The organism is Amycolatopsis rhabdoformis, assembly GCF_035918295.1.
Classification (GTDB): domain Bacteria; phylum Actinomycetota; class Actinomycetes; order Mycobacteriales; family Pseudonocardiaceae; genus Amycolatopsis; species Amycolatopsis rhabdoformis.
The window spans coordinates 1,238,081-1,250,022 of record NZ_CP142149.1; the positions used below are offsets into that span (position 1 = coordinate 1,238,081).

Annotated in this window: 11 protein-coding genes; 7 read left to right on the forward strand and 4 right to left on the reverse strand. The window is 70.5% G+C overall.

Annotated elements, in window-relative coordinates; genetic code table 11:
* Positions 1 to 62 precede the first annotated feature (62 nt).
* Complete coding sequence (locus VSH64_RS05740) at positions 63 to 917, reverse strand: LysR family transcriptional regulator (protein WP_326834416.1); 855 nt, start codon at positions 915 to 917, stop codon at positions 63 to 65.
* A gap of 69 nt (positions 918 to 986) precedes the next feature.
* Between VSH64_RS05740 and VSH64_RS05745 the strand changes: the two genes are divergently transcribed.
* Together VSH64_RS05745 and VSH64_RS05750 are read left to right on the forward strand one after the other, a co-directional pair.
* Positions 987 to 1,994, forward strand: a complete 1,008-nt coding sequence (locus tag VSH64_RS05745; protein ID WP_326834417.1) for an EamA family transporter — start codon at positions 987 to 989, stop codon at positions 1,992 to 1,994.
* Positions 1,954 to 2,829 carry a hypothetical protein gene (locus VSH64_RS05750; RefSeq protein ID WP_326834418.1) on the forward strand — a complete coding sequence of 292 codons (876 nt, stop codon included), beginning with the start codon at positions 1,954 to 1,956 and terminating at the stop codon, positions 2,827 to 2,829. The genes VSH64_RS05745 and VSH64_RS05750 overlap by 41 nt, the downstream gene beginning before the upstream one ends.
* Here the strand turns inward: VSH64_RS05750 and VSH64_RS05755 are convergent.
* The 3 genes from VSH64_RS05755 to VSH64_RS05765 form a co-directional block, all read right to left on the reverse strand.
* Positions 2,826 to 3,242, reverse strand: coding sequence for a Fur family transcriptional regulator (locus VSH64_RS05755; RefSeq protein ID WP_326834419.1), 417 nt, complete (start codon positions 3,240 to 3,242; stop codon positions 2,826 to 2,828). The genes VSH64_RS05750 and VSH64_RS05755 overlap by 4 nt on opposite strands.
* 499 nt (positions 3,243 to 3,741) lie before the next feature.
* Positions 3,742 to 4,104: a hypothetical protein gene (locus tag VSH64_RS05760; protein ID WP_326834420.1), complete on the reverse strand. Its 363-nt coding sequence runs from the start codon at positions 4,102 to 4,104 to the stop codon at positions 3,742 to 3,744.
* Positions 4,105 to 4,398: 294 nt separating this feature from the next.
* Positions 4,399 to 5,232 (reverse strand): IclR family transcriptional regulator domain-containing protein, encoded by an 834-nt coding sequence (locus VSH64_RS05765; RefSeq protein WP_326834421.1) that lies wholly within the window; start codon positions 5,230 to 5,232, stop codon positions 4,399 to 4,401.
* 109 nt (positions 5,233 to 5,341) lie between these two features.
* On the opposite strand from VSH64_RS05765, the gene VSH64_RS05770 reads away from it, so the two are divergent.
* The 5 genes from VSH64_RS05770 to VSH64_RS05790 all read left to right on the forward strand — a co-directional run bounded on the left by VSH64_RS05770 (position 5,342) and on the right by VSH64_RS05790 (position 11,847).
* Entirely contained in the window at positions 5,342 to 7,780 is a 2,439-nt protein-coding gene (locus VSH64_RS05770) for an acetate--CoA ligase family protein (protein ID WP_326834422.1), read from the forward strand.
* A 169-nt stretch (positions 7,781 to 7,949) separates the two neighbouring features.
* A complete protein-coding gene (locus tag VSH64_RS05775; RefSeq protein ID WP_326834423.1) occupies positions 7,950 to 8,936 on the forward strand; it encodes a cyclase family protein in 987 nt (328 codons plus the stop codon).
* Between the two features lie 22 nt (positions 8,937 to 8,958).
* Positions 8,959 to 9,744 carry an ABC transporter ATP-binding protein gene (locus VSH64_RS05780; RefSeq protein ID WP_326834424.1) on the forward strand — a complete coding sequence of 262 codons (786 nt, stop codon included), beginning with the start codon at positions 8,959 to 8,961 and terminating at the stop codon, positions 9,742 to 9,744.
* A 74-nt stretch (positions 9,745 to 9,818) separates the two neighbouring features.
* Complete coding sequence (locus VSH64_RS05785; RefSeq protein ID WP_326834425.1) at positions 9,819 to 10,631, forward strand: ABC transporter permease; 813 nt, start codon at positions 9,819 to 9,821, stop codon at positions 10,629 to 10,631.
* Between the two features lie 55 nt (positions 10,632 to 10,686).
* Complete coding sequence (locus tag VSH64_RS05790; protein ID WP_326834426.1) at positions 10,687 to 11,847, forward strand: ABC transporter substrate-binding protein; 1,161 nt, start codon at positions 10,687 to 10,689, stop codon at positions 11,845 to 11,847.
* Positions 11,848 to 11,942: the final 95 nt, after the last annotated feature.

Here is an 11,942-nt window from a genome sequence, read left to right on the forward strand (position 1 = left end):
CTGTGCGGCGCTTACGCCCGAAGAGGTGACCGTCCACTGTGGTAATTGCGTACCGGCTCGGCTCACGCCGCCCGGTACAGCTCACTGAGCAGCGCCACCGCCGCGTGCGTGGCCGGGTGCGGATCGCTGCCGTACCAGACCAGCCGCACCGGCACGGGCGCCGCGTCGCGCACCCGGCGGTAGGTGATGCCGTCGCGGCGGTACTGGGTCACCGTGGAGTGCGGGGTCACGCCCACGCAGCGCCCGGTGGCGATCGCGGCCAGCCAGTCGTCGATCTCCTGGGTGTGCTCCACCCGTGGCCGCTGCTCCTCCGGCCACAGGTCCGTGTTCGTGCTGCCGGTGCGCCGGTCGATCACCAGCACACGGGCCGCGAGGTCGGCGAGCGTGACGGTGCGACGGCGCGCCAGCGGGTCGTCGGTGGCCATGGCGCAGTAGCGGGCCTCGTGGCCCACGGTCGCCTGCGCGTACCGGCGGGTGTCCACGGCCGTGCGCACCACGGCGAGGTCGCACAGCCCCTCGGCGAGCCCGCCGGTCGGGGTGTTGGTGCGTACCAGCAGCAGCTCGACGTCCGGGTGGCGATCGGCCCAGCGCCGCTGGAACTCGGCGGTGTGCCGGCCCATCGCCGACCACGCGTGCCCCACCCGCAGCCGGGTGTGGCCCGTGGTGGCCTCCCGCACGAGGTCGTCGGCCTCGGCGAGCAGGTGGCGGGCGCGCGCGAGCACCTGCACGCCGGCGGTGGTCGGCGTGACGCTGCGGCTCGTGCGGTGGAGAAGTCGCACGCCGAGTGCGGATTCCAACGAAATGAGTGTGCGGGACACCGCCGCCTGGGAGAGTCCGAGCTCGATCGCGGCGTCGGTGAACGTGCCCGTGTCCACGATCGCACACAGGCACCGCAGGTGGCGCAGCTCCAGATCCATGACTCCAGCGTATGCATGACGCGATCGATGCATTTTGCGCATGCCGGCCCGTGTCGCACGCTCACGGTCATGACCCAGGACAAGCGCGCCGGCGTGGCGTTGATGTTCGGCGGCGCCACCGCCAACCAGATCGGCGCCGCCACCGCGGCGCTGGCGTTTCCCGTGCTCGGGCCCGCCGGCGTGGTGGCCGTGCGCCAGTGGGTGGCCGCGGTGCTGCTGCTGGCCGTCGGCCGGCCGCGGCTGCGTTCGTTCACCGCGCGCCAGTGGCGTCCGGTGCTCGCGCTGGCGGCGGTGTTCGCGACGATGAACCTCTCGCTCTACTCCGCGGTGGACCGGATCGGGCTCGGGCTGGCCGTCACGCTGGAGTTCCTCGGTCCGTTGGCCGTCGCGCTGGCCGGGTCGCGGCGGCGAAGCGACCTGGCCTGCGCGCTCGTGGCCGCCGCCGCGGTCGGAATCCTCACGCGGCCGCGGCCCAGTACCGACTACGTGGGCGTGGCGCTCGCGCTGGTCGCGGCCCTGTGCTGGGCGTGCTACATCCTGCTCAACCGCACCGTCGGCCGTCGCCTGCCCGGGGTCGAGGGTTCCGCCGCCGCGGCCGGGGTGTCCGGCCTGCTGTACCTGCCGGTGGGAATCGTGGTGTTTTTCCACCATCGCCCCACTCCGGCGGCCCTCGGTGCGGCGCTCGCCGCGGGGGTGCTGTCGTCGGCGCTGCCGTTCGTCGCCGACCTGCTGGCGCTGCGCCGGGTGCCGCCGCGGTTCTTCGGGGTCTTCATGAGCGTGAACCCGGTCCTGGCCGCCGTGGTCGGCGAAGTGGTGCTCCACCAGCGGCTCGACGCGCTGTCCTGGCTCGCGATCGGCGTGATCGTGGTGGCCAACACGGTCGCGGCGTGTCGGGTGAAGGGCGCCGAGGCGGGCGCCGTACCGTCGGGGCAGGAGGTGTCGGATGGTGCGGATGTCGGACCGGGCGTGGCCGTCGACGGTGATCCCGAGCGACGCGCACGAGCGCGCGCAGGCGACCGGTGTCCTGTTCCGGCGCATGGGCTGGGTCACGGAGACGCTGACCCGCGAGGAGCGTGAGGACGTCGAGCGGCAGCTCGAGTTCTGGTACAGCTGCGGCTACTGCCCCGACGCGCTGCTGATCGCGCTCGCCACCCTGCCCGACGGCACCCGTCAGCGCCCCCGCCGGTCGGGCGAACGCCCTGGCGGCTTCCTGCGGTCGCGGCTGGAGGGCTGGTTCGACGACGCTGCGCAGGCCGCGATGACCGAGGTCCACGAGCCGCCGCGCCGGGGCCAGTCGTTCGAGGCGTGGTTCGAGAACACCCGCCGCCAGGCCGCGGCCGACGGCACGAACCGGCGGCGGCCGCGGGTCAGCGAGGCGGGGGAGCGGGCCCGGGCCGAGGCGCGCGAGTTCGCGGCGTCCCGGCGTAAGGATCCGCTCGCCCGGCTGCGCGAAAGCGAACAACGCCGGGCCGCGGCGCTCGACAGCCTGCGCGTGGAAGGTGCCGCCGCGCCGGCCAACCCGGCGCCCCCGCAGGAGACGCGGTCGACCCCGCGGATGGTGGCGTCGTTCGCCGCCCGCCAATCCGTGGTGGCCAGGTCACCTCAAGTGGTGCGAATCGCACAACGGTTGCGCGCGGAGAAACGCGGCCCGTCGCCGGCCGAGCTCGCTGTGCTGCGCAACGCCGTGCGCGACGCCCACCACAACGCCGGCCTCGGCACCCTCGAAGCAGCCAGCGCGCAGGTCGGCGACGACACGTCGGCGCTCACGCCGGAGGGGCTGCGCGTGCTGTCGTTCCTCGACCACGCGGACGAGAGCCGGCTGCCGGTGGAGGCGATGATCCGCCTGCTCACGCTCACCGTCGACGAAACGGCGACCCCGGCCGCGTCCGACGAGGCTTCCTCCCCGGACTAAGCGCCCGCCGCACACTCGGCGCACAGGCCCCACCACGTGACCTCGGCCTCGTCGATCGTGAACCCGGCCGCCGACGACGGGTCCAGGCACGGCACCTCACCCACCGCGCACGCCACGTCCTCGATCCGGCCGCACGCCCGGCACACCAGGTGGTGGTGGTTGTCGTGGCGATCGAACTCGAACCGCGCCGGCGACCCGGCCGGCTCGAGCGCCCTCAGCAGCCCCACGCCGACCAGGTCGTCGAGCACGTTGTACAGCCCCTGCCGCGACAGCCCGCCCGCGCCCGCCTCCACCACCGCCGCGATCTCGGCGGCCGTGGCGTGCGGGTGATCCCGCACGGCCCCGAGCACCGCCCGGCGCTGAGCGGTGTTCCGCAGTCCCGTCCGCTTCAGCTGGACCGCGAAGTCATCCATGATCCCGATGGTAACTTCGCACCCCCCATGAGCACCGCGTGAGGGGCCCGGCTCACACCCCCGGCGGTCCTTATCGGACACCGACAACGATGACAACAGTGGCATCGATGGGCCTTATCGGCGATGGCGGTGCCGACTGGAAATGGCTGAGCCAACCAGCGATGGCTCTGTCGGGCTCGGTGATGGCCGCACTGACCGGCGTTGATCGCACCGATCGGCAATAGCCACGCCGACGACCGGCGCCCGGCAACGGCGGCGCCGGCCGAAATGACCGGTGTTGGCTATGGTGATCGGCTGCGGCGGTCGGTGTCGGTCGCGGAGACTGGCGACGGCTGTAGCGACGGACGAAATCGCCACCGGCTGACTGAAATGACCAGCGATGGCTGTGGCAACCGGTGGCAGGGCCACCTGCCAGCTGAAGCGACCGGCGATTGCGGCACCGGCCGGCGATGGCGCCGGCGACCGGCAACGCCAACGAAGGCGGCGATGGCCGAACTGATTAGCCGCGGCGAGTGCTGGTGGCGGTACCGGCTGGCGGCGGACCGGCAATGGCGGCACCAATCGGCAGCGGCGGCACCGACTGGCGACGGCGCCGCCGACCGGCAACAGCGGCACCAAACGGCAGCGGCGGTGGGTTGTCTGCGACGACCGACAGCAGCAGCACCGACTGGCAGGGCCGCTGTGAACAGCCATGGCCGGATCGACCGCCCGTGACGAGCTTCTGCTGCGGTGACCCGCGCCGGCTGCGCCAACTGGCGGTGGCGGCGCCGATCGGCAGTAGCGGCGCTGATCGATCGAGGTGATGACGTGGTGACAGGGGCGACACCGACCGACGAAAGCCGCGGTGGCCGGCCACGGTCATGGCCGGACCTCGGCAACCACAGGCTTCTGCTGAGGCAACGGGCGCCCGCTGCTGGCCCGCTGCGCACCATCGCCACCGATCGGCAACAGCGGAACTGATCAGCGGCACCGCTGAGCGGAGATGGCGCCGCCGACCGGCAACAGTTGCGCCGGCCGGCTGAGTCGGCCTGCAGCACCGGGTGGCACTAGCCGCGCTAATCGGCAGCAGCGGGACTTACCGGCGATGGCGGCACCTCCGGCGATGACCGTCGACCCACCATCCACCAGCGCCACCCGCGGCGACCGGAGCGTTCCGTCAGGCGCCGTCCTCGTCGCCGACGGCGAAGGAGCGGCGGCGGCGGGCGATGGCGCGGAGGTCGGCTTCGATTTCGGTGGCGGTGTGGCGGAGGGGGGCGAGGAGTTGGGCGCGCATTTCCTCCTTCGAGCGTCGGGTGGAGTGCATTGAGACGTTCAGGGAGGCGTACACCGCGCCGTTTTCGTGGCGCAGCGGTACGGCGATCGAGCGCAGCCCGAGGTCGAGTTCCTGGTCGACGAGGGCGTAGTCGTCGGCGCGGACGCGGTCGAGGATGGCGCCCAGTTTGGCGGGCTCCTTCACCGTGCGCGGGGTGAACGGCTGCAGCTCGACGCGTTTGAGGTACTCCGCACGCCACTCGTCGGGCTGGAACGCGAGGAGCACGCGGCCCATCGACGACGGATGCGCCGGGATGCGGCTGCCGATCGCGACGTTGAGGGCCATGATGCGCCGCGCGGGGGTGCGGACCAGGCAGACGTACACGATCTCGTCGTCCTCCAGCACGCACAGCGCGGCCGAGTCGTCGACCTCCGCCACCAGCCGGTCGATGTGCGGGCGCGCGACCTCGGCCAGGCCCTGGCTCGAGAGGAACGCGTTGCCGAGCTCGAGGATCCGCGGCCGTAGCCAGAAGCGTTTGCCGTCGGTGTGCACGTAGCCGACTTCGGCCAGCGTGAGCAGGAAGCGGCGGGCCGCCGCGCGCGTGACGCCGGCGAGCTCGGCCACCTCGGTCAGCGTGAGCTCGGGCCCGTGCCCGTCGAACGCGCGGATCACGGCCAGCCCGCGTTCGAACGACTGGACCAGGTCGCCCTTGCTGATCGGGCCCGGTTTGTCGGCCACTGCCCGTCACCTCCTGAATCTGTGTTCGACCAAGAACTCTCGCACGGTCACGACTGCCCCCGTCGGCCACCTCGATTCTTGACAGCCCGACGGCGGCGAGGCATGGTTTGTGCGAACTACGGAAACTTGTGCGACCTCCGCACAAACTAGAGCACACTCAGAGACGACCCGTAAAGGGGTGTCCGTGGATCCGACGACAGAGCCGTCGCTCCGGGAGACCGGGGCCCGCCGGGATCCGGCGGCGGGCGCCGGGCTGCGCGCGTTGTTCGCGCCGCGCTCGGTCGCTGTCGTCGGCGCGCGCGAGGCCGAGGGCAACCGCGGCGCGGCGGCTGTGCGGTTCCTGCGCCGGTTCGGCTACACGGGCGAGGTTTTCCCGGTCCACCCCGCGGGCGAGCCGGTGGCCGGATACGCCGGTCACCGCGACTTGGCCGACCTGCCGACGGCGCCCGAGCTGGCGATCGTCGGCGTGGGCGCCGCGCGCGTGCCGGATCTCGTGCCGCGGCTCGCCGACGCCGGCGTGACGGCGGCGATCGTGTGGGCCGGCGGGTTCGCGGAAACCGGGAGCGCGGCGTTGCAGGAGCAGCTCATTTCCCGAGCGCGCGCCGCCGGGATCCGGCTGCTCGGCCCCAACTGCCTGGGCGTGGTCACCACCGCGCTCGGCTTCACCGGCACGTTCGCGTCGTGGCTGTCCGATGTGGACACGCTGCTGCCGGGCCGGATCGGGATGGTGAGCCAGAGCGGCGGCCTCGCCGCGGCGGCCCATTCGTGGGCGCAGGCGGCGGGCACGGGCTTCAGCCACATGATCAGCACCGGCAACGAGGCCGACGTCGGCGCGGTCGAGGCCCTCGCGTACCTGGTCGACGACCCGGGAACCGCCGTGCTCGCGTGCTACCTCGAAGGCCTCGCCGACGGCGCCGGGCTGATCTCGGTGCTGCGCGCCGCGCGGCGCGCCGCCAAGCCCGTGGTGGTGCTCAAGGGCGGACGGTCCGCGGTGAGCGCCCGGGCGATCTCCGCGCACACCGGCGCGCTCGCCGGGCAGGCGCGGATCTGGGACGCGGTGCTGGAGCAGGAGGGCGCCGTGCGGGTGACGTCGGCGCAGGAGCTGCTCGAGGTCGCTTCGTTCCTCGCCGCGAACGCCGACCGGCCGGTGCGCGGAAACCGGGTCGTGGTGGTGAGCCACGGTGGCGGCCAGGGCATCGTCGCGGCGGACCTGTGTCACGACGCCGGGCTTGAGGTGCCGACCCTGAGCACGGCGACGCGGGAGCGGCTGGCGCCGTTGCTGCCGGCGATCGCATCGAACCGGAACCCGATCGACCTGACGCCGGAGGCTTTCACGCGACCCGAGTGGCGGGCGGCTTTCCCGGAAGCCTTGCGAGTACTCGCTTCCTGCGGCGAGGCCGACGTCATCCTGGTCCAGCTCAGCGCGATGAGCGCGGCGGCGGGGGAGGAGCTGGCGCTCGCGCTCTGTGAAGCCCATGACCGCGGGCCTGTGACGTTGGCTGTGCACTGCAAGGGCTTTCCGTCGACAGCCGAAGCGCTCCTAAAGGCTGAAGGGATCCACGTCTTCGCGGAACAGTCCGCGGCTACGAGCACACTCGGCCGGGTGGCGGCGGCTGCTCGCGATGTGGGTGGGCTGGTGGTTTCCGAACATGAACCTGGGTTGTCGGTGTCGCCAGGTGTGGGCGGACAGCCGGCCGGTGAGGTTGTTGCGCTTGCGCGTGATGTGGGCGCGCTGGTGGTTTCCGAACACCAGCCTGAGGCGCCTGTGCCGCGAGGTGTAGGCGGGCAGGTGACCGGTGAGGTCGCCGCGGCGGTGCGTGATGTCGGGGCGGAGTCGGCGCGGTTGGTGGCGGATGCGGTGCGGCACAGACCGCGCGGGGTGCCCGACGCGGTTGATGGGCAGGTGTTTCCCGAGCACGTGGTGCACCGGATGTTGGCTGAGGCCGGGTTGCGGACGCCGCGAGCGGCGGTCGTGTCCTCGGCTGAAGAGGCTGTGGCGGCCGCGCGGGAGATCGGGTTTCCGGTGGTGCTCAAGGTGGTGTCGCCGGAGGTGGTGCATCGTGCTGAGGCTGGGTTCGTTCGGTTGGGACTGTCCGATGAGGACGGACTTGTAGCGGCGTACAAAGTGTTCGCGGACGCGATAGCCGGCCGGGGACTGAGTGGTGCCGCGTGTTTGGTTCAGGAAAAAGTAGTGTCCGGAACCGAACTTCTCGTGTCGGCGTTCAGGGATCCCGTGTTCGGGCTTGTGGTGTCGTGCGGTGCGGGCGGAGTGCTCGCCGAGCTGTTGGACGACGTCGGGTTCGCCACCCTCCCGTTGGACGAGAGAAAAGCGTTGCGGCTGCTGGAAAAACTCCGGTTAGCGCGACATCCGAATGATCTCGCCGTGGCCGGCAAGCCGGCGGCGGAGTTCCTCGTGGCGTTCGCGGAGTTCGCCGAAGGGTTGCCGTGGGCGCGGTTCGTGCTTGAGCTCAACCCTGTTTCGGTTACGCCAGAGGGTGCGGTCGCGCTTGACGGGCTCTTGATCGTGGAGAGTTCTTTGTTGGTGTGAGCGAAAAGCCACATCAACCCAGCAGTCGAGGCCCGCCGGATGTTCGTTTCACAACAGAGATCTGTTCGAATATTGACATCGCTGCACCGTCGCGCTTAACGTCGCAACCACTTCCCCCGCATCACCCGGCCGCGAGTCCGCGGCTCTCCCCGCACAGGTTGGAGCACCAGTGGCGAAGGCAGACGCGATCCCGGACTACGACGACCTCCCCACCAAGGGCGGGCTGCCGTGTTCGTGGGGATTGTGGGGCCCGGACGACAAACTGGGCTGCCTCAACCTGATCACCGAAGACCACGCGGCGGAAGCGGCGCGAACCGTGAAGCGCGGCGCGGTGTTCTCGCTCAACTGGCGGATGGACCTGCCGAACCCGGCGTTCTTCGGCCGGCCCAACCTCCGCCACGAGATCGTGAAGTCGACGACCTCGACCTCGCTCAACGACGTGCTGCACGACTGGAACACCCAGGCTTCGTCGCAGTGGGACGGTTTCCGCCACGTGGAGCGCGTCGGTTTCGGCAACTACAACGGGATCCCGAGCGAGGAACACGGCGTGCACGTGTGGGCCGAGCGTGGGATCTTCGGCCACGCGGTGCTCGCCGACGTCGGGCGCTACCGCGAGCGGCTGGGCCGGCCGCTCGACTACCGCGCGGCCGACCCGATCGAAGTCGAAGACCTCGTCGGCACCCTCGAAAGCCAGCGCGTCGAGGTCCACAGTGGAGACATCCTTTTGGTGCGCACCGGCTGGACGCAGTGGTACGAAAGCCTCACCGCGGCCGAACGCGCCGAGATCGCCCCGATCCCGGCCCTGCGCACCCCCGGCCTGCGCCCGGTCGAGGACATGGTCCGCACGCTGTGGAACCTGCGCCTGGCCGCCGTGGCCGCGGACAACCCGGCGCTCGAGATCTGGCCGCCCGGCGCGCTGCTCGAACCCGGAGCGGAAGCCGACGCCATCAAGGCGGACCCGGCCCGGCGCCACGAGATGATGCTGCACCCGCGGCTGATCCCGATGCTGGGCATGCCGATCGGCGAGATGTGGGACCTCGGCCGGCTCGCCGAAGACTGCGCGCGGGACGGGGTCTACCGGTTCCTGCTCGCCTCGGCCCCGATCAACCTCCAGCACGGCGCGGCCTCCCCGGCCAACGCGCTGGCCGTCAAGTGACCGAACTGACGAGGACGAACCGATGACGATCTCCCAGACCACCGACACCCAGCCCGCGCGGATCGTGGTCGACGACCTGACCGTGACGATGCAGCTGAAGGACCGCAGCTTCGACGCGGTGCAGAACGCGTCGTTCACGATCGAACCGGGACAGACGCTCGCCATCGTCGGCCCGTCGGGCTGCGGCAAGACGACGCTGCTCAACGTGCTCGGCGGCTTCACCGGCGCCACTACCGGCGAAGCCCTGATCGACGGCGCCCCCGTCGGCGCCCCCGACGAGCACCGCGCCACGGTGTTCCAGGCCGACGCCGTGTTCCCCTGGCTCACCGTGCGCGGAAACCTCGAGTACGGCCCGCGCATCCGCCACGCCCAGGACGCGGCTTCGAAGGCCCGCACCGACCACTTCCTGCAGGTGCTCGGGCTCGAGGCGTTCGCCGACGAGTTCCCCAAGGTGCTCTCCGGCGGCATGCGCAAGCGCGTGGACATCGGGCGTGCGTATGTGAACAACCCGCGCACCATCCTGCTCGACGAACCGTTCGGCGCGCTCGACGAGATCACCAAGGAACAGCTGCAGGACGAGCTCGTGAACCTCAGCGTGAGCGACCCCAAGACGCTGGTGTTCATCACCCACGACATCGAGGAAGCGATCTACGTGGGCGACATGGTGGCGGTGATGACCCCGCGGCCGGGCCGCATCCGCAAGATCATCGACGTGCCGTTCGCCCGGCCACGCCCCGAGAACGTCCGCATGGAACCCGCCTTCCAGGAGCTGCGCCGCGAGATCCAGTCGCTGCTGCGCAACGACTGACCCCGCCACGACAGAGACCCCAGAACCGCAGAACCCGTACCCACCGAACAAGGCCGTTCGAGAGTGAGAATCCCATGACCCAGCTCGACACCCCGCCGGTGCGGACCGCGCGGACCTCCGCCCGGCCGCGCCGCCGGTTCGACCTGCGTGTGCTCAGCGTGCTCGCCGTCGTGGTCGTGCTCGCCGCGTGGTACCTGCTCACCGACCTGCTGAAGATCGTGCCCGACCTGTACTTCCCGTCGATCGCCTCGACCGTGGAGGCCGGCAAGACGCTCGGGGGCAACCTCGCGCTGGACTTCGGGTCCACCGCGTACCGCATGCTCTTCGGCTGGGTGATCGGCTGCGCCCTCGGCGTGCTCGCCGGCCTGATCATGGCCCGCAGCCGCGTCGCGTACTTCTCGGTGAACCCGCTGATCGAGATCATCCGGCCGGTGCCGCCGATCGCGCTGATCCCGTTCACGATCCTGTGGTTCGGCCTCACCGACACCCAGCGCATCGCCCTGGCCGCACTGCCGTGTTTCATGACGCTGGCGGTGACCACGATGGAATCGGCCAAGAACGTGAACCCGCTGTTCGTGCGGGCCGCGCAGTCGCTGGGTGCCTCGCCGAACCAGATCTACCGCACGGTGGTGTTGCGCGCGATCCTGCCGAACCTGGTGGCGTCGCTGCGGATCGCGGCCGCGCTGGCGTGGGCGGTGGTCGTGTCGGCGGAGTACCTGGGTGCGCAGAACGGCATCGGTTACCTGATCCTGCAGGCGAGCAACTCGCTCAACACGTCGGTGGTGCTCATCGGCACGGCGACGGTGACCATCGGCGCGTTCGTTTTCGATCAGATCCTGCGCCTGGTGACGAAGTTCCTCACCCGCTGGGTCGACCGCATGTCCTGATTCGCACACCTCTCCGTCGTTTTCCCCCCGAATTCCGTCAGAAAGCGAACACCCGATGAGGATCAGCAAACGTCTCCGCCTCGGCGGGCTCCTGGCCGCGGCCGGAATGCTGGCGAGCGCCCTGACCGCGTGCGCCGGCTCGAGCAGCGCGGGCGCGCCGATCGAAGGCTGCGCGAAGACCACGGACATCCAGATCGCGACCACGCCGTACCAGGACTCGCTGATCATGAGCCTGGGCAACCAGCTCGGCTGGTACAAGCAGGCCTGCCTGAACGTGACGTTCCAGAACGTGGCGCTCACCAATATCTCGAAGATCGTCGCGAGTGGACACGGCGCGCCGGTGGGCTGGCGCACCTCGTCGGAGATCAACCAGGCGCAGCACCTCGACTCGGACCTGATCTACCTCTACCCGTGGGACATCTGCAGCAGCTGCTCCGCGCTCATGGCGCGGCCGGGCACCGGGCTCAAGAGCTACGGCGAGTTCAAGAACTCCGGAATGAGCCGCGAGGCGGCCATCGCCGCGGTGATCGACGAGCTGCACGGCAAGTCCATCGTCACCACGCTGAAGAACAGCCGCGCCGAAGTGATCCAGAGCGCCATCCAGGGCCAGGGCAAGCCGCTCGACTGGGCGAGCTACGTGGACCTCGACCCGGCCAGCGGCTACACCGCGTTCCTCTCGGGCACGGGCGACACCTACATCGCCGGCCTGCCGCAGCAGCAACCGCTGGCGGACAAGGGCTACAAGAACCTGCTCACCGGCGCGGAGCTCTCCCCGCCGCCGCTCAACGGGTTCCTCACCACCAAGACCTACTGGAACGAGAACAAGGACGCCCTGCTCTCGCTCATCCACGTCACCTTCATGGCCATCCGCTACACCGACGCCAACCGTGACGCCGTGGCCAAGTACGTGTCCGACACCTACAACAAGCAGACCGGCAGCACACTCACGGTGGCGGATTTCAACCGCTACTGGCAGAACCTCGAGACGTACCCGACCAACGCCGGTGACGCCCAGAAGAAGATGTTCACGCCCGGCGCACCCGCGTACTGGCACACGATCTGGGACGAGGACAACAACTACTTCTTCACCAACACGCACATCATCCCGGAACCGGCCCCGGCGTCGGCGTTCCTGGGGGAAGAGGTGCAGAAGGCCTACGTCGCCAAGTACGGCGACGGCGAGACGGGCTGGGCGAAGCCGACCGGAAGCCTGTGACCGGCTTTCCGTTCGGCGGTCGATGACCGGTTTTCCGTGACCGGGGGGCGAAGTTCGTCGCCGCGCGAAGTGCGCGGCCGGGGGTTCGATCGATG